The sequence below is a fragment of the Nostoc sp. genome (genome assembly GCF_036916985.1).
Classification (GTDB): Bacteria; Cyanobacteriota; Cyanobacteriia; order Cyanobacteriales; family Nostocaceae; genus Nostoc.
On record NZ_JBALFD010000079.1, the window covers coordinates 240203 to 258144 of the forward strand.

General features: G+C 40.9%; 15 protein-coding genes. 7 read left to right on the forward strand and 8 right to left on the reverse strand.

The features are described from left to right. Window positions 1-505 precede the first annotated feature (505 nt). Together V7L07_RS26050 and V7L07_RS26055 are read left to right on the forward strand one after the other, a co-directional pair. Complete coding sequence (locus V7L07_RS26050; protein WP_179066062.1) at window positions 506-715, forward strand: hypothetical protein; 210 nt, start codon at window positions 506-508, stop codon at window positions 713-715. 343 nt (window positions 716-1058) lie between these two features. Further along, the gene (locus V7L07_RS26055; RefSeq protein WP_335061720.1) at window positions 1059-1190 is read left to right on the forward strand and encodes a hypothetical protein; all 132 of its coding nucleotides are present in this window, start codon (window positions 1059-1061) and stop codon (window positions 1188-1190) included. 62 nt (window positions 1191-1252) lie between these two features. On the opposite strand, the gene V7L07_RS26060 is transcribed toward V7L07_RS26055, so the two are convergent. Continuing rightward, the gene (locus V7L07_RS26060) at window positions 1253-1564 is read right to left on the reverse strand and encodes a threonine dehydratase (protein WP_335061722.1); all 312 of its coding nucleotides are present in this window, start codon (window positions 1562-1564) and stop codon (window positions 1253-1255) included. Between the two features lie 33 nt (window positions 1565-1597). Between V7L07_RS26060 and V7L07_RS26065 the strand changes: the two genes are divergently transcribed. Then, the gene (locus tag V7L07_RS26065) at window positions 1598-1924 is read left to right on the forward strand and encodes a hypothetical protein (protein ID WP_335061724.1); all 327 of its coding nucleotides are present in this window, start codon (window positions 1598-1600) and stop codon (window positions 1922-1924) included. A gap of 614 nt (window positions 1925-2538) precedes the next feature. Here the strand turns inward: V7L07_RS26065 and V7L07_RS26070 are convergent. From V7L07_RS26070 to V7L07_RS26090, 5 genes are all read right to left on the reverse strand, one after another. Next, entirely contained in the window at window positions 2539-5871 is a 3333-nt protein-coding gene (locus tag V7L07_RS26070) for a diguanylate cyclase domain-containing protein (RefSeq protein WP_335061726.1), read from the reverse strand. 627 nt (window positions 5872-6498) lie between these two features. Then, a complete protein-coding gene (locus V7L07_RS26075; protein WP_335061727.1) occupies window positions 6499-6918 on the reverse strand; it encodes a response regulator in 420 nt (139 codons plus the stop codon). A gap of 114 nt (window positions 6919-7032) precedes the next feature. Beyond that, window positions 7033-7410: a response regulator gene (locus V7L07_RS26080; protein WP_335061729.1), complete on the reverse strand. Its 378-nt coding sequence runs from the start codon at window positions 7408-7410 to the stop codon at window positions 7033-7035. Window positions 7411-7455: 45 nt separating this feature from the next. Continuing rightward, window positions 7456-10011: an ATP-binding protein gene (locus V7L07_RS26085; RefSeq protein ID WP_335061731.1), complete on the reverse strand. Its 2556-nt coding sequence runs from the start codon at window positions 10009-10011 to the stop codon at window positions 7456-7458. Further along, complete coding sequence (locus V7L07_RS26090) at window positions 10008-11867, reverse strand: response regulator (RefSeq protein ID WP_335061733.1); 1860 nt, start codon at window positions 11865-11867, stop codon at window positions 10008-10010. Before V7L07_RS26090 ends, V7L07_RS26085 begins: the two co-directional genes overlap by 4 nt. A gap of 298 nt (window positions 11868-12165) precedes the next feature. On the opposite strand from V7L07_RS26090, the gene V7L07_RS26095 reads away from it, so the two are divergent. Further along, window positions 12166-12552, forward strand: coding sequence for a hypothetical protein (locus V7L07_RS26095; RefSeq protein WP_335061735.1), 387 nt, complete (start codon window positions 12166-12168; stop codon window positions 12550-12552). Between the two features lie 199 nt (window positions 12553-12751). Then, window positions 12752-14056, forward strand: a complete 1305-nt coding sequence (locus V7L07_RS26100; RefSeq protein WP_335061736.1) for a Tudor-knot domain-containing protein — start codon at window positions 12752-12754, stop codon at window positions 14054-14056. Window positions 14057-14292: 236 nt separating this feature from the next. On the opposite strand, the gene V7L07_RS26105 is transcribed toward V7L07_RS26100, so the two are convergent. Continuing rightward, window positions 14293-14562 carry a hypothetical protein gene (locus tag V7L07_RS26105; RefSeq protein ID WP_094330359.1) on the reverse strand — a complete coding sequence of 90 codons (270 nt, stop codon included), beginning with the start codon at window positions 14560-14562 and terminating at the stop codon, window positions 14293-14295. Between the two features lie 487 nt (window positions 14563-15049). On the opposite strand from V7L07_RS26105, the gene V7L07_RS26110 reads away from it, so the two are divergent. Then, the gene (locus V7L07_RS26110; protein WP_335061738.1) at window positions 15050-16348 is read left to right on the forward strand and encodes a cation:proton antiporter; all 1299 of its coding nucleotides are present in this window, start codon (window positions 15050-15052) and stop codon (window positions 16346-16348) included. A gap of 135 nt (window positions 16349-16483) precedes the next feature. Here the strand turns inward: V7L07_RS26110 and V7L07_RS26115 are convergent, their stop codons facing one another. After that, the gene (locus V7L07_RS26115) at window positions 16484-16873 is read right to left on the reverse strand and encodes a hypothetical protein (protein ID WP_335061740.1); all 390 of its coding nucleotides are present in this window, start codon (window positions 16871-16873) and stop codon (window positions 16484-16486) included. 378 nt (window positions 16874-17251) lie between these two features. Between V7L07_RS26115 and V7L07_RS26120 the strand changes: the two genes are divergently transcribed. Next, entirely contained in the window at window positions 17252-17893 is a 642-nt protein-coding gene (locus V7L07_RS26120) for a collagen-like triple helix repeat-containing protein (protein ID WP_335061742.1), read from the forward strand. Window positions 17894-17942 lie beyond the last annotated feature (49 nt).

Below are 17942 nucleotides of genomic sequence, written 5' to 3' on the forward strand. Positions count from 1 at the left end.
ATGGGTTTGACCCCTCACCCTTAAAACATTGGTTTGGCATTGCTTTCCCGCCCTGAAATAAATTTCGGGCTAATAGCTCAAGCTCAAATCAGGGAAATCAAGAGCAATAGATAATGATGGGTTAGACCCCCTATTAATTCGCCAACAGTCTCATAGAATTCGCGGCTATACTGGCATTGTCCGCCTCCGCAGACTAAGGTCAAATCAAGGTTTTGAAACCCAGGATCGGTAGCTTTTGTTTGTATAGACGCGGTTTCTAACCGCCCGTTTCGCTTTCATGCTAATGACTAATGACTAAATCGGCGGGAATCCCATCCCAACAAGAGGGGTGTTCGGGATAGCCGCCCGCCGATTTTCGGTGACATTATTAAGACGAAATTGATACCATTTCAAGGTTTTAATTTTTGTGTTATACTTAAATAAACATTGCTATTGTTAAAGAACTGAAATATAGCAATATGTTTTTCGTTTAACTAAGCAAATTCCTGGGCAAGGTTGGTATTAATTGAAAATTCAAGCGTTGGAAGTCAAGGCTGGCGATCGCATTATTGCTTACTGCAACAACAAAATGCAAACCTGCAAGGTAAAACGCATACTAGATCCCGGTCAAGCTAATATCACACTATCAGTATTCACCTCTGAGAATTATCGTGGTTGCTCAGTTTCATCTATAGTTCGCTTTCATAGTAACGCTTTGGTTGATTTGGTAAGTTAAAAATCAAGTAAATATTCAATCTCAAAAATATTTATAGTTCTTGTCCAGCTTGAAGCTGGACAAAATTTTTATAAGAAGAACTCAGGAGTCAGAATGGCTAAACGCCCCCCTACCGCTAACAGTATGGATTCTGTACGAGTGGGTTAGGAATATTGGTTAAAACCGTACAACTCTTAGAGACGCTACCGCGTAGCAAGCGTCCCGCTACGCGCTTTCGCCCCTGGTGGGCGAAAAAAATTAAAATATTGTCGGCTTGAAACGCTATCCCTTTATGGGTAGAGTATGGGTAGAGTATTCACCAATTCTGACTCCTGTTTTATTAAAGGTGTGATACCTGCGGTTTTTGCTAGCCTACGTACAGACAAACCGATTAATTGCGGCTGGATGGTTTTCGCGCACTCACATTACACCAGTGCAGGCGACAATAATTTATAAAATTTTGAGAGAAAAAATGGGTAGTGCGATCGCGCAATAGCGATCGTCTACGGTGAACGCATTACTAAAATATCACCCTTCGATGGATGTTGATGTCTTTTGTCAGTTCTTTTTCACATTACGAGCCATGTTGAGGTAATAGTCGTCAAGCTTGGCATTAGGACGACGGCGGTTAGTAGTAGAAATTTTACTAGTGTTATCTAGGCTCGTTTCAATTGGTTGTTTAGCGTCAGCTTGCTTTATACCTTGCACTTCATCAGATTCCAAGAAATAACCAGGACTCGTGAATCCGAAAAGCTTGGCAAAAAAACCAAATATATTTCCGACAAAATTAGAAAAACTTTGGAATAAAACACCAAACAAGCCTTCAACGCGAAGGAAAAAGTTCCGAATAGCTTGAGTTAGCCGAAGCATGACACCACCTTCAATGATTGCCTATCTATTATTGTGACTCAATTGCGATCGCAGAATTGGTGCTATGGCAAAAATCTACCAGTGGATAGGTATAGCTATTTTTTTTGTGGAGGTTATCCAGAGCAAACTGCCAAAGATGACAGAAGAATTAATATCGCCCTCAAAAAAGCGGGGAATATAGTTGGATATCTGGGAGACAGCATTAACGATACCTCTGCGCTTAATACTGCCGATGTTGGCATCTGTGCAGTCCATCTCGCTAAGGAAGCTACTCTAAATTATTCTGCACGCCTGCTTCAAGGAATGTTTCATATCAGAAAGCATACACTATACAAATTTAGTACAGCACGGCGGAAATAAACCACCCATTCCAAATCAATGAAACGCTTACGTTGTATTCATTTTTAACTTTTAATTTTTCATTCTGCCTTGCGGTACTAGCCCTTTTTAAACACCAATAATTAATGACAATTGATAACTTCAAGAGTTGATTTGTGCTTTCAATGTTTACTATAAAATAGTGATTTTGGTATTTCAAAATGAGTAGATTGGCGTTTTAACTAATGATGTACTTTTTCTAGTTAAATTTAAAGTACTCCTGTCCATTGCTGAACTCAGGCTAGGCATTTCTTGCCAGCAGCGGCGGCAGAACCAGTAGGTTTCTTGTAAACGAATGTGACGAAGCATTTGGTTAGAACAACAAGGGCAGTTTGTCATAGAATTGTTATTTTATTAAAAAAGTTAAACACAAATAAGTAGTTCGCTCTTGGCTTAACTACCAACAGCTTTAATTTATAAACAGAAAATAAAGAACTAATAAAGAAATGAAAGTAGTTAACAAGTTTTAAAAAATCTCAATAAGCACTTAATTAGTGTCGGGTAGCTCGCACTTTTCTACAAACGCGAATAGCGTGTCGGAGACGGAGACTGCGGCAAGGACAAAGCTCTGTTACCACCCAGGCATCACTTACTCCCTAAGACAGTATATTTGTATAAGAACGATCGCGCCCGTTTGCTTTGGCTTGATAAAGGGCTTGATCTGCTGCCTCAATCAAATCCAAAGGAACCATATTAGGTGTCGGAATCACTGTGGCAATTCCGATACTCAAGGTTACATGATGCTTCACACCTGATGCAGCATGGGGAATATTTAGCTGTTCTAGAGCTTGATGAATTTCTTGGGCAACGTGAAAAGCCCCATCACTAGCAGTGTTAGGTAAGATGACAACAAACTCTTCTCCACCATAACGAGCAGCTAAATCCCTAGAACGTTTGACACTTTGTTTAAAAGCTTGGGCAATCAAGCGTAAACAATCATCTCCGGCCGCATGACCATAAGTATCGTTATATTGTTTAAAATAATCAATATCACATAAAAGTAGTGAGATAAAACCTTTTTCTCGTAAAAGATATTGCCAGACAGAATTAAGCCTATTATCAAAACATCGGCGATTGGCGATTTGAGTTAATTCATCTATCATCACCATATTTTCAAGTTGCTGGTTGGCACGCTGTAATTGTTGATAAAGTTCTGATTGCTGAATAGCGATCGCTAACTGTGTCGCCAATTGCTGAAGCAGCTGGCCTTCCCAAGGTTGCCAGTCACGCGGGACGCTGCAATGATGAGCAACCAAAAGTCCCCAAAGGCGATCGCCTTGAAAAATTGGTACAACTAGCTTGGCTCTGACTTGCAACTTTTCCAAGAACTCTACATGACAAGGGGAAAATCCGGCGGTATAGATGTCTGGAGTGACTTGGTGCGTACTTTCTTGATAAGACTCTCCCTGTGTTTTGACAAAATAGTTGTCTGTAATTTCCATATTCAAAATCGATTCCCAACCGGATGCTACAGACTCAGTGATTACCACACCACTCCAATCTGGCTGAAAGCGGTAGATAATGACGCGATCGGTTTGGAGAAAATCTCGAACTTCGGCAACAGTTGTATTCAAAATTTCATCCAAGTCTAAAGACTCGCGGATGTGTTGAGCGATCGCATAGACCATGCGTTCCCGTTCTGTTTGCTGTTGCAGGGCAATTTGTGCCTGTTTCCGAATTGTAATATCTGCAAATGATGTTACCACCGCATAAGGTTTTGATTGATCAGATTCAAACAGTGGTAAAGAATTGATTGAAATCCAAATCAAGCTGCCATCAGGTTTGTGAACTCCCATAATGACATTAAAATGGGGCTTTCCGGTGCGTAAGGTGACAATGGCAGGGTGAGTGTCGCCTGGAAAAAAAGTACTATCTTCATGAATAGCTTGCCATCGTGGATCGATGGAAGTTCGCCCCATCATTTGCTCGGCTGTTAACCCTAAAATCTTTTCGGCACTGTTATTACAGGTGGTAATTCGCCCATCGGATTGCTGGAGGACAATACCTTCTGCCATCACTGTAATTACAGAACGATAGCGTTGTTCACTTGATCGCAGTGCGGCTTCGATTTGTTTACGTGGGGTGATATCTTCAAAAATGTATAACCGCCCAAAGTATCGCTCCTGAGTATCCCGAATTTGGCTGGAAAAGCGACGAATCGTTCGCCCATCAACAAATGAGATTTCATCCTCAATCGTGCAACGATTTTCTTCAGACTGCAACGGTTTACAGGATTCGGCAAATGCCGGCACATCGACAATTAAAGGTATACAGTCAGGAATAATGTCATTGTTTTTTAAAGCACCCAAGTGCATTTGGGCTTCGAGATGTTCGATGCCCCATATTTCACAGAAGCGGTGATTGAAATAGAGGATTTCGTCGGTGCGATTGTCAACAACAAAGAATCCCAGCAAAGAAGTGTCAGTCATGGAACGCAGCAAAGCTTCTCGCCAGCGCAATTCTGATTCTGCACGCTGGCGTTCTTGTAGGGCTACTTGTTGCTTGGTAATATTCTTTTCGTTGACGAGGATGATGGAGTTACCCGTTACCGGATCGCGCGTGCATCGTATATCCATCCCATGCCATTGAATCCCCTCAGTGGTGAACACCTGAGCCTCTATGCTGAATACCTCACCGAAATTAATCGCTTCCATCGCTTGTTGTCCAATACTCTTGTCAACAAAGTGACTCAGGAAAATATTCTCAGTTGATGAGTTAGGGTGCAAGGTATCCCGATAACAGCGAAGGGCTGCCGGGTTTTGCATCAAAGGTACACCATCCAGGGTGTAAAGTGAGATGATCACTGTGGTGTGACGTAGAGCTTCAATTGATCTCAGTGTTGCTTGATCAATCTGATTGATAACTTCTGTTGTTACTTCAACCAGCATCGCCATTCGCCCTTGTTCAATTAGAATTCCCGAAAAGAGACAGCAAACAGAAATGGGTTTTCCTTCGGGGTAAAATGTCCAGTTTTCAGTGATGGTTTTCCCTTGCTGAAATTCTTGCAGATAGCTTTGCATTCGAGTGTGAGTAGACAGGGAAACATCACTGAAGTTGCGATTGAGCAATTCTTCTCGACTTTGAGCATTCCAAATATGCAGAGCGGATTGATTCGCCCACCACATCTGCAAGTTTTGAATATCATAAATCCAAACTGGAGTTTGTAATCGGTCAAATGCAATTAAGTCTGCAACTGATATATTCTTCGGCAATACTGTTCTTGTGATGATGGATTCTCTAAGATTCTTATGCAAAATTCTTTTTATTGACCTCAACTTCAAATTTGGCTGAACTGTCAAAATTTTCAGTTTTTGATTGAGTTGCGGCGTTAGTTTTTGGCAAGATGTAACTCTTTGCTGATGGCGTTCTACTTCCCCAAGAGCGATTCCTAGCTCTGCGACTACTAGTTGGAGATACTCAATTTCTAAAGAACTCCATTGACGTGGGCCGCTGCACTGATGAACAATTAGTAAGCCCCACAAATGAGGATATGTGCTAAAAACTCCATCAATTTCTTGCTTATTTACTAAAATTGGTACTACTAAATTAGCTCGAACCTGCAAGTCCGTTAATAGCTTTTTGTAACAATGGTCAAAGGTTTTAGTATTAATATCTTCAATGACACCAATGTATCCATCTCGATATCGCTCCATCCATATCGCATTGAAGCAAGGATCGTAAATCAATTGCCCTAAAATTGGTTTCCATTCATAACTTACAGACTCTTCTGCTATGACTCCATCTCCATCGGGCAAAAAGCGATAGATAATGGCGCGATCGCTTTCTAAAGTTTTTTTAACTTCGCTGACAATAATCTTGAGAATTTCACTAACTTCAAGCGACTGGTGAATTTGGTCAGCCAGCATCCTAATTTGATCGAGGATTTGCTTTAAATCAATTTCAGAACCCGATAGACGATTGAATGTCATGGTAATATTATAGCAAAAAAGCTATGTATATTTACTTAACTGATGTATAAGAATTTGATCGAGTCTTTTATTCTATTCCAAATTATCCAAAACACTAAGTTAAATTCAAGCTTATATTTGATACTTGTTAATAACTTCAAAATCAAACCAATTTCTTACAGCAGTTTTCATGTATTTGAACTACTCTTATCCTAGAAGCGTAAGGCTTTGCACCCCTACCGCGTGGTCTATTTACCTGAAAATAGCTGTAAAGGCCAAACTTTAATATTCGTACTGTAATTTCTGGTAATTTTTGGCATTGCTGAATTAGAGGATAATTTCGCACAATTTAGAACTAGTTTCCAATGGTTTCAACCGCCAATTCATCCCGTATTTATGCAACGCCGATTTTTGAAATTATTTGCGTAGGTAGAGATGCGATTCATCGCATCTGTACAAAATAATCAGCCTTTTCGAGTTGTACGGGGTTTTTTCATCCAATTAAATGGGAGTCCTATATATATTGTAAGACAGTTCAGATAGAGCAACAAAACCCGAATGTAGAGACGCGATTTATCGCGTCTTCAAATACCAATTATCCTTAACTGAACTGTATTAATATATATTGGATATTTTACGCATTCTTGTTCACTCCATTAGTGAAGTAAAATCCCAACCCAGCAGTTGAGCAACTTGAGCAGGGAGGGTAACTGGATTAAAGGGTTTGGGGATTACACCTGCAACTTGATACTGTTGCAAAATTTGCGAATCTAGCCATCGCGCTTTCGCACTAAGCAGTACTACAGGAATAGCTTGTGTTTCTGGATTATTTCTGAGTTTATTCATAAACTCAAAACTAGCTATGTCACGGATTGAGATATCTAATACAATCGCATCAGGGCTATGGCGTACTGCATTCTGTAATCCTTCTAATGGAGAATCTGCTGTTACTACATTCCAACCAGCTAAATCTTGGAGGCAAAATTTTACTATCTCACGTACATTCAGTTCATCATCGATGAGCAATATCGTTTTGCCGGTTATATTTACCTCCCCTAGCATATTCATGTCATTTCATACAGCTTTTCTGTGAGATAAAATATTTTTATCTGTAGACAGAAAATATAAGTTACAAAAATAAGAAACTAATAAAGATATAGATTTTGTTACAAAGCTTAAAAATTAATCGTCCCACCCCAGAATCTTAGTAACTTCGTTGCAAATAGACGTAGGTTCAAAGGGTTTGGTGATAATTCCGGCAATACCCATCTGGGCGAAACGGGCGCGATCGCTCCCTTGGACTTTTGCTGTTAACAGAATCACTGGAATTCCTTGGGTTACAGAATTTGCCTGAAGTTTTTCGTAGACTGCAAAGCCGTCAATATCAGGCATAGACACATCAAGTAGAATGGCATCAATGGGTTCTGTCTGGGCGATTTTTAGTCCTTCTGTCCCTGATGCAGCTGTCAAGGTATCCCATCCTCCCAAGTCTTCTAAACAAGCTTGTACTAATTCGCGGATTCGTTCTTCATCATCCACAATTAACAATCTTTTAGTCATTTGTCATTTGTCATTAATTATTCTCCCCTTCTCCCTGCCCCCTGCCTAATTTCCCGGCAATGGCAGAGTGAAGAAAAACGTGCTGCCGACACTAAGAGTACTCTCAGCCCAGATTTGCCCACCGTGCTGATCAATAATACTACGACAGATTGCCAATCCCAAGCCTGTGCCGCCTTTGGTGCGAGAATCAGAGGCATCTACTTGCTGAAATCTGCCAAAGATTGCTTCTAACTTGTCTGCGGGGATACCTCGTCCTCGATCGGTTATCTGAAACAGTACGCGATCTGTTTGCTGTTGGACACTGAGGGTAATAGTAGAATCAGCCGGCGAGAATTTAATCGCATTACCTAACAAATTGGTGAGTGTTTGCACAATGGCATCAGCCGCCGCCCAAACTTGAGCATTGGTTGGGTGGATCTGAAAGGTAATATTTTGCTGATTGGCGATCGCTTGCACTCCTGCTACTGCTTGTTGAATTAAATCAGCCGCATTGCAGGTGGTTTTTTCTAAGACGGCTCGATCCGATTCTAAGCGTTCCAAATCGAGAATATCGTTAACTAGACGCACTAAGCGATCGCTATCGATGGCTGCAATCTCAATCATCCGCTTGAATTTGTCTGGTTTTCTGTCGTAGATACCAGTTTGTAGTAAACCCAATGCTGCGCGAATTGCAGTTAAGGGAGTGCGGAGTTCGTGACTAACGATGCCAATAAACTCACTCTTCATCAGATTAATCTGCTCTAGTTCAGTGATGTCTTCGGCAATACCGGCAATCCGAACTACCTTGCCTAGTTCATTTTTGATCGGAAATGCGCGATCGCGAATCCAACGGATTGAACCATCAGGACGGATAATGCGATATTTTTTATCGTATTGCCCTGTTCTTAGCTGTTCAATGAGTTCAATTTCGACGTGCTGGCGATCTTCTGGGTGAATTGCATCTAACCAATCTGAATAGTTGTGATACAAGTTTTCACAACTTCTTTGCCAGATGGTTTGATAAGCATTGCTCACATATAGAACTTGCTGACTTTGAATATCGGTCATCCAAAATACTGCTTGGATGTTTTCTGCCAACTGACGAAACTTTTCTTCGCTCTGGCGTAAAGCTTCTTCGATGCCTTTGCGCTTAGTGATATCTTGGTGAACCGCAACCAGAACGTCTCCGTAGTCGGGATGCCTGAATACAGAAGTCGTCACACTACACCAAAATGGTGTACCATTTTTTTTGAAATTCTGGACTTCGTAGGTGGCTTCAGTATTTTGTAAGACGGCAGACAGAGTGGTTTGATTTACATCTTCAGTAATTACCGATTTGGTAACACCGTTCACAATGGAAATGTTCTGACCGTTGAGTTCACCAGATTTATAGCCAAACATCTGCTCAAATTTCGGATTGGCATAGACAATCAGTGCATTATCAATTCTCACCAAGCAAATGCCTTCTCCCATATTTCGGGTGATTACAGCCTGAAGCTGAAGCATTTGCGACTGTTCTAAAAGTGTGAGTTGAGTTTGTTGCTGCTCTATCACTGTTTTTCGCAGGCGATCGTTCGTCTCTGTCAGTTGTGCGGTGCGTTCTTGTACCCGTTGTTCAAGTTCGGCATTGAGTTGTTGTAGGTCAATTTCTGCCTGTTTGCGCTCCGTTAGTTCTATCTGTAACTGTTTAAACAAAGCTGCTTGCTGGATAGCAATGCTTACTTGCGCTCCTAACTGCCGCAACAGAGCAATTTCTGAAGATTGCCACTCACGAGGAGCCGCACAGTGATGAGCCGCCAGTAATCCCCACAATTCATCTCCTAAGGAAACGGGAACAACCAGATTTGCCCTCACCTGGAGACTTTCTAAAAATTGAACGTGACAGGGACTAATTCCAGCAGTATAAATATCAGTTTTCGCAGTGACTAAGCCTTGTTTAAAGGGTTCGACGTTCTCTTCACCAATGCAAGGGTCATAAATTTGGAGTGGTAAAAGAGCCATCCATTCCGGTGCAACAGACTCAACAACAATGGTTCCACCCCAACCTGGATAAAATTGGAAGATAGTGACGCGATCGCACTCCAGAAAATGCCGCACTTCATCAACAGTGGTTTGCAAGATATCTTGTAAATTGAGCGATCGTCGGATACGCTGGCTCATCTCCATCACTAAACGCTGTTGCTCAAATTGCTGTTCGAGCGTTTCTTGTGCTTGTTTGCGTTCGTCAAAAGTCATCTGCAATTGCTCGGCATTTTCTTGAGACAATTGTTGGTTGAGTTGGTGAATCTTCTGTCTGCTGTACTGAAGATTGCCTGTCACTAGGTTAATTATCAAGGCAACCAGTAGGAAAAGACCTAACCGTAATATATCTTCTGGTTGATTAATCGCCAGCTGATATCGAGGAGGAATCAAGAAATAATCAATTGCCAGTGTGGAAAGGACAACTGTAACGATCCCTGGTTGAAAGCCACCATACCAAGTACTTGCAACGATCGCTATATAGAAAAATGCCCCAATGGTTCGAGAAATCAGCGGTTCTAGCCAAAGTGACAGCAGCAGTGCGATCGCAGTTGAGCCAATAGCAACACCGTAATTCAATAATCGCTGATAATTTCTGATCAAGCTTTACTTCTCCCTAGCTGAGAGCGCCAGCGCGTTCTTTGAATGCGGCTCAGTACCCGTGTCACAAGTTCTGGCCCTAGCACTGGTTTACTAATAAAATCATCGGCTCCGGCAGCAAAAGCTTGCTGAAGAAATTCTGCTTCGGTATGGGCTGTAACTACTAAAATAGGTAAATCTCCCCACTGGGCATCCTGTCGCACGACTTGGCATAACTCTAAGCCGTTCACTATGGGCATTTCTAAATCTAGTACTACCAAATCTGGAGATGTTGTAATCAACACCTGCCAAAATTGTTGTGATTGGGAGAGGGTTGTTACTTCCAACCCCCAAGGAGTTAGTAACGCCGATAATCCAGCCAGTATTACAGGATCATCGTCTACGATTAAAACTTTGGCTTCGGAAGTTTGAGGTTGAGGTAAGACACGAGCGATCGCCTGAAAAATCTGCTCGCTTGTCGCCGGTTTATGCAAAAATTGTCTAGCTCCTAAACGCGATACTGCTAGTCGATCTGCCAGGGTATCTCGTCCTGTAAAAACAATTACTGGGATATTTGGCGATCGCTGTACTATCTCGCTCAATAATATTAATCCATCTTCCTCTGTTCCCGGAAAACTCAAATCCAGTAAAACTACGTCAGGAGTTGCCAAGGAAAAAAGCGATCGGGCTGTTGCTAAGTTTGGTGCAACCTTCATCCTGATGCCCCATGAGTCGGCTTCTGCCTGCAACTGCTCCGTCAGTGTCGTATCATCATCTATTACTAACAGACGATAAGTTTGGTTTATCGGCAAGTTTTGAGCTGTGGAAGTGACAGCAGGCTTAGTTAACTCTTGCTGTAATGCTGTTACCAGTTGCGAAAAATTAGAGATTTTTTCGGTAGATAACGAGGAATCTCCAAGCAGCAAATGCTCTATTTTCCGTGCCAACCGAGAACCCTCTGGATAACCGAACGATCCCATCGAGCCTGCTAGCTTATGGGCTTCATGCAACGCCTGCTGATGTAACTCTTCATTTAAATTCCCGGCTAAGAGTGCAGTTTTTAACCGCTCCAGTATCACAACCTGTCCAGCAAAAGAATTACGAAATCGCTCCAGCACCCGATTGACAGCAGTCATATCTTTGGGAGCGGGTTTTTTCTTGCCATCTTGATTCGTTTGCACAACAGAGATGGAGCGATTAGGTGCAGGCTTGATGCGATAGCCCATACCATATACTGTTTCTAGAAATTCTTCTGCTAGACCTACTGTTTTCAGTTTCTTTCGCAAGTCCTTAATATGAGTCGTAACTGCATTTTCAGTCGGTGCATCATCAAATCCCCAAAGCCGATCTAGAATCACTGCACGACTAAAGATCCGATCTGGGTTTTGCAAAAATAATTCCAGCAGTTTGTATTCTGTTGCGGTGAGGGAAATTTCTTGCTCATTACAAGTTACTCTGCCGGCACTTGGATCTAAACAGAGATTTCCCCAGATTAAGGCGGATGCAGATGATGAGATTGCCTCATTACGTCGTAATAAAGAGCGAATTCTGGCTAGTAATGCTTCTGGATCAAAGGGTTTGATGACGTAATCATCTGCTCCGGCATCTAAGCCTGCGACAATATCTGCATTAGAATTTTTCCCTGTTAGCAACAGAATAGATTTACGGTAGCCTTGCGATCGCAGTTGCCGACATAAGGTAATACCATCTAGTTTGGGAATTAGCCAATCCAGCAAAATCAACTCATACTCAGCCGATGTCGCTAGTTCTAATCCAGCTTGTCCATTGGTTGCTATGTCGATAGTATAACGATTTGCACTCAACAAATCGAAGAGTGCTGTACTTAGTAATACGTCATCCTCTACCAACAAAATTTTCATAGATTGTATTCAAAGAAGATGCTTATGACACCTTGGCAATCGCCTTGTACACCATCACTGTGGTCATAGTCAAGTTACTGTACAATTTTAATATATTGTTACAAATAATACAACAAGTTAATTTAAATTTGCTAGTCTCAGATATTTGTTTACAAATATTCACAATTAAAGTAGATTTACCTTCACTTTGATGAGGAAAGATTTATTTATTTAATTTTTCTGTAAAAACTTAGAATCCTCATGAAATCTTTAGATTTAGAGATTATTTTTTAAAAGTCTCAATTCTGCTCTAAAAATTATGCAATACCTATACTATCTGGCCAATGCTAGTCTGACATTGCGGGTTGTTGAATATTTTAGTAGAAATGAATTTTATGTTGAATTTGTGACTGTAATAAATCAATTTGATGGTTGGATAATCAACATCAAAACTAAATCTTTTGTTTCTGTAGAAAAGGATAAAGATATTAGAGCTTTCTTAAATGAATTGGGGATTATTTACTCCCCATCCAAGTTGATTAGTAAGGTTCTGAGCAGTTTGGAAGCTGGACAACCACCAATTAATGTTATGAAACGCTATAAGATAGCGGTAGTTTCTCATGGTAGACCGCAGCCTGATGAGATTGAAGTATTTCGACAAGGTTATATCCGCGGATTGGGCTACTGTCCGCAAAATTTGGCTTGAAAAGGGACTGGGGATTGGGAATTGGGCTAATGACAAATGATTAATTTTTGCCAGTCGCCCTTAATTTTTTCATCGGTTCGGGGAACTCTATAAATACGGTTTAGTAATTGCCTAGTACCCACCAGAGAAAGGCTTCTTTTGGGCGCTGGGCTACTCTAAGCCAGATTGTAACCATATTTTGAGTTTTGAGGATCGGCTGATGGACAAATCGATTATTCAGTTGGTTGACGAATTACCGACTGACAATATTACTGTCAAAGTTTTAAAAGCTCTTGATTATGTAGCACCAGGGGAATGGAGCAATTTGACGGGGTTTGACAATAGTATTCGCACCATTACTGGAGAAACCGATGCTAAGGTAATCCAGAAAATTCGCGATCGCGCCGCTAAGATATACGAAGATCCTCAAAAAGGCTACCAGTTTGCAATCAAACTTTATCAAACAATTGATAAGGCAGACACAGCAATGGCAGCGGCAGCTTTAGCGAATAAAGTTAGTGAGAAAATCGGCTTTCTCTCTTTTTTAGGCAAAATTACTCCCAAAGCGGATGTCACTCAATCCATTGACTTAGTACTAAAAATAGCTGTCGAAATCATTGCCTTTTGCAAAATAAACGGCATTCCTCAACCTAATCCCCAAGAGTTTGCTAATTCCCTCGCTAACAACTATCAAAATGCGTCCCTAATGCGGATGATTGCTCTAGTTTGTCTAGATGGAATTCTGCCATTAGGGCCTGATTTCCTGAGCAAAATTCACGGAGTTATTAGCGGTACTGATGCTAGTACAATAACTCAAAATCCAGTTTTCTTGGCCGTTAATAACTTTCTTCCAGGTAATAATCCTTCTGATAAAGTTGGTTTTATCAGTCAGGGTTTCAACTCAGTGCAAGGCTGGATGAATGACTTAGTATCCAAAACAGGTATCACCCCGCAATCGATTTCTAGTAATTTGGGTAATTTTATTCAGATTGCTGATGATAATTTAGATTTTGTTGCAGCATTCCTAGATCAAACTACCAATTACTACGAGCATACAGGAACTCAAACTGTTGCTCGCAATTTGATTTTGCAAGCATACACTCTAGTAAAAGAAGAAATTAAACAAGAGGAGCAAAAGCCGATTCAAGATGTCTCATCTGCTGTCAAGTCAGATAAGAATCAGTATGAAGTAAGCAAAACAGTGGAAGTCTGGGATAATGATGAAGAAGATTGGTATCAGGGAACAATTGAGAAAATCCAAGATGACCAATTCTTTATTCATTACCTTGGTTACGGTTCATCTTATGACGAGTGGGTAGGCGAAGATGACATTCGCACTCGCGATCTTCGCTCCACTGATGACAATGGATATGCAGTCGGTCAAAAAGTAAAATGTTGGGATGATGAGCAAGAGGCTTGGTATTCTGCAACGATTGAGCAAATCCAAGGTCAGCAATACTTTCTTCACTACATTGGTTATGACTCATCTTATGACGAGTGGGTTGATAACGATGAGATTTCCTAACTATTGAATTGCAACCCGCAGATCCCCAACAACTTAATTATACTCAGTACTGAGTGCCTCGACTTATAGTGCTGAGTTTTGAAGTTGAATACTCAATACTTTTGCACTATGGTAAAAGCCCCGCCCTATGTTAAGCGGAATCTTCTTATCGGGAGGAGGTTTATACCGCGCATATCGTGGGCGGTCTTTCATCTCTCAGCACGGGCTAAACCTTAGCTATCCGCTAACAGCACTTTTCAAGCTGCTTCCCGCAGTTGTGGTTGTGATGACACACTCACCTCTGGAAATGAAAGCGAGAGTTGTTCGGCTTGAGGTACTGCGGCTTGCTGTAAAACTTGAACTTCGATATTCACGCTCACTAAATAACTACCTGTATCAGCACCAACCGCTTCAGCAATTAGTTTAGCAATGTCTGGGCGTTTGGCAGTCAGCGGATCGCGTAAAATACACCGATCCCATTCATGCTTGGCAGTCGGATTGAGGTTGAGAATATAATGCTTCATCATCGAACTAACCCTTGAATCCATCTTTCAGAAGGTTTTCACAGAGCCGTTATGCATTTGGCTAGGCTTTGTGGACGCTATCTATATTATAGTATATTTGTACTAAGATGGGCGATATCTGAGTGAAAAAGTAGGGAATATAGATCATTGCTAGGAGCGCGTACAGATATTTATTAGCTGTATCTCATTGTTTTAGGGGCTACACGAATAATCAAAGCGCGATGTCTAGGGCGGGTTAAAGCTCAATATGGTTCAAATAAGCTTTTTTCTCCCCCCCTGCATCCCCTGCTCCCCCTGCCTGCCTCAACAGATAAATTTCTTAAACCAACCGTATTGGGTTAAAGCCAACGCTAAATTTATCTATTCCCTTCCAATTTGGTAGCGCGTCTGAATCCTCATTCCTAGAATATCTTCCCATAGGCAATTATCTAATTAAAGCTATAGCAATTAAGCTGACAGAGCAACAGCTAATTTTTGTATAAATCGCTATATGGTAGATGTCTATATTATTGACCTATTTGTGATAGGTCTACTTTTGCTGATAGTAACCTTAGGGTCAGGTTGGATTACTCGCTTACCTCTTTCTTTTGCTATTATCTATCTCCTGGTTGGTATTTTTCTAGGCCCTTATGGTCTAGGGCTGATTCAATTACGTCGGGATGAAGTTTTTAACACCGAACTGCTGGAGAGAATAACAGAATTGGTAGTAATTATTTCTGTATTTAGCTGCGGCTTAAAAATTATTCGTCCTCTCAGGTTGGGGGTTTGGGATATTACGGTGCGATTGATTTTATTTTTGATGCCAATTTCAATTTTTGCTCTGGCTGCTGTGGGTAAATTATTTTTAGGAATGAATTGGGGAGAAGCGATTTTATTAGGAGCAATTCTTGCACCTACCGATCCAGTATTAGCATCAGAAGTACAACTGACCGATGCCAAAGACAAAGATGAGTTAAGATTTGGTTTAACTTCTGAAGGTGGGTTAAATGATGCTTTAGCTTTTCCCTTCGTTTATTTTGGCATTCATGCCTTAGAAGATGACAACTGGGGTAACTGGTTTAAACAGTGGATTACGGTTGATTTAATATGGGCGATCGCATCTGGCATTATTATGGGAGTTGTTGTTGCCAAATCTATAGTTTGGATTGAAAAAAGAATTCAAAAACTCCGTCCTGCCGACGAGTTAATGGAAGATTTTATTGCTATCAGCACAATTCTAATAACTTATTCATTAACAGAAATGGTGAATGGCTATGGATTTCTAGCGGTATTTGTTGCTGGGTTAGTTGTCCAACGCAGTTACAGAAATCATGAAAAACCGCTAGCACAGTTAGAATTTATTGAACAAGTTGAAAAGCTGCTGGAAGTTGGGACAATTCTACTATTAGGTTCAATATTATTATTGAAACCAATACTTAATTATGCTACACAATCTTTGTTAGTGATAATTTTGTTATTCTTGATCATCAGACCTATAGGAGTTTGGATTAGCACAATTGGTAAACGTCCTCTAGACTCACACCGCCGAACCTTACACCCAGGAACTCGGTGGTTATTGGGATGGTTTGGTATTCGCGGTGTCGGCTCTTTATATTATCTTGCCTATGCCTTTGGTCATGGCTTAAAAGGTCAAGCAGCCGAACAAATTGCTTGGATAACTTACACGACCATTATAGCTTCGGTAATTGTACATGGAATTAGTGCAACTCCATTAATGAAGTGGTATGAGCGCAACTTTGCTAATCATAAAAAGACTACCTCTCCGACCACAATTGATGAATTTGAGTAAAAGCGATTTTTTATCGCGACAATCTTAAAATTTGGGAATATCTAAAATTCTGAACTTCATCTCAAACCGGAATATGGTTTTCAATGTAACTCCCAACACTAATAGTAAAGGGGTTGGGAGTTATATCTATATTCTCTATTTACCTGTCACTTTTTCAAGAACTTCTTTTGCTTTCTCACCAAAACTTTCTGGGGGATTTTGTGCTTTTTCAGCCTTCAAATTTCTTTCATAAGTCTTCTCGATAGTATTAAGATTTTTGGAATCTTTTATTGCTTGTTCATAAGCTTCTTCTCGTTTTTCTTCTTGAACCCCAACACCTGGATCGTATTCATTTGCGCGATTAATTTTTTCTTCAGAATTGGGTTTATACTCTGGAGGTATTAACTTCAATTCTTCAAGAGTAGTTGCATGACTAGCTTGCTGAAAGAAAATCAATGAACCTGACAAGCTGATAGAAATCATCAAGCAAATAACCAAAAGGCTTGAACGAAACGCTTGCTTTAAAGTTAATAGAATTTTTTGCATGGTAAAACCCTCTTAGTTTTTTGTGAGCCTCTGTGATATATAGATATATGCAATATTTAAAGCTCACAGGCATCCTAAGTGTTTAGGTACAGTTCTTACTTCTACCGTAGGGTATATTAATTTTTAGCTATAGTTCAGTTCCGACAATAAAATCAGCATTTATCATTCGATTCATCATCCCAGGCTCAAAGCGATGCCTAAATATTTTCAATAATTAGGGTTTTATAAGATTATTTTGAACTTACATTTATTCCTGTGATGACAAATGTAATGGTTGGGACATGACATTTATTCGATGTGGTCAAGAGTTCTTTGCAGATACTTTAAGAATATCGAAGTCACTCATCTGACTTAATACTCAATCAAGTAACTAATACTATGTATACTCAAAAACCATCTCAATTCCGTAACTCTTTCCTAAAAGCGATCGCAAAGCAAGCGACTTTTGGAATTGCTCTTCTAGGTATGAGTGTACCACTAGGAATGCAAGCTGTTTATTCCCAGACTCCCCCTAACATAGCTAATTCTAATGTGATTCAAGCGTGTGTTGATCGTGATGGTAAACTCAAAATTGTTCCCAATGCAACTGCCTGCCGTCAAGACCAGCAACCACTCAATTGGAATAAGGTTGGTCCGTCTGGACTTCCAGGACTGCCAGGACCGCAAGGAGTACCAGGACCGCAAGGAGTACCGGGACCGCAGGGAACACCGGGACCGCAAGGAACACCAGGAGCGCAAGGAACACCAGGTGTAAGTGGGTATGAACGAGTTGTTATTACAACCGTCAATGAGCAACTGGGTGCCTTTGGAGAAACGGTTCGGTTTGTATCCTGTCCAGCTGGCAAGAAGGTTGTTGGGGGTGGTGGAATTATCTTTAACGCATCAGGTCGTTGGTATGTAGATACATCTGGTCCAGTTTCTGATACCCAGTGGGCGATAGCCTTTGCAAACACTACCGCCAACTTGATTACAGCAGGGCAAATCAGTGTCTCAGCAATCTGCGTTGCCGCAAATCCCTAATGCAACCTGGCTTTCCTGTGATGACATTTATTCGATGTGGTCAACAGTT

What these genes read in the sequence shown, in the direction of transcription:
- V7L07_RS26060 (WP_335061722.1), bottom strand. Translation starts at nt 1,564, where the DNA reads ATGCTTCGGCTAACTCAAGCTATTCGGAACTTTTTCCTTCGCGTTGAA.
- V7L07_RS26070 (WP_335061726.1), bottom strand. Translation starts at nt 5,871, where the DNA reads ATGACATTCAATCGTCTATCGGGTTCTGAAATTGATTTAAAGCAAATC.
- V7L07_RS26075 (WP_335061727.1), bottom strand. Translation starts at nt 6,918, where the DNA reads ATGAATATGCTAGGGGAGGTAAATATAACCGGCAAAACGATATTGCTC.
- V7L07_RS26080 (WP_335061729.1), bottom strand. Translation starts at nt 7,410, where the DNA reads ATGACTAAAAGATTGTTAATTGTGGATGATGAAGAACGAATCCGCGAA.
- V7L07_RS26090 (WP_335061733.1), bottom strand. Translation starts at nt 11,867, where the DNA reads ATGAAAATTTTGTTGGTAGAGGATGACGTATTACTAAGTACAGCACTC.
- V7L07_RS26095 (WP_335061735.1), top strand. Translation starts at nt 12,166, where the DNA reads ATGCAATACCTATACTATCTGGCCAATGCTAGTCTGACATTGCGGGTT.
- V7L07_RS26100 (WP_335061736.1), top strand. Translation starts at nt 12,752, where the DNA reads ATGGACAAATCGATTATTCAGTTGGTTGACGAATTACCGACTGACAAT.
- V7L07_RS26105 (WP_094330359.1), bottom strand. Translation starts at nt 14,562, where the DNA reads ATGATGAAGCATTATATTCTCAACCTCAATCCGACTGCCAAGCATGAA.
- V7L07_RS26110 (WP_335061738.1), top strand. Translation starts at nt 15,050, where the DNA reads ATGGTAGATGTCTATATTATTGACCTATTTGTGATAGGTCTACTTTTG.
- V7L07_RS26115 (WP_335061740.1), bottom strand. Translation starts at nt 16,873, where the DNA reads ATGCAAAAAATTCTATTAACTTTAAAGCAAGCGTTTCGTTCAAGCCTT.
- V7L07_RS26120 (WP_335061742.1), top strand. Translation starts at nt 17,252, where the DNA reads ATGTATACTCAAAAACCATCTCAATTCCGTAACTCTTTCCTAAAAGCG.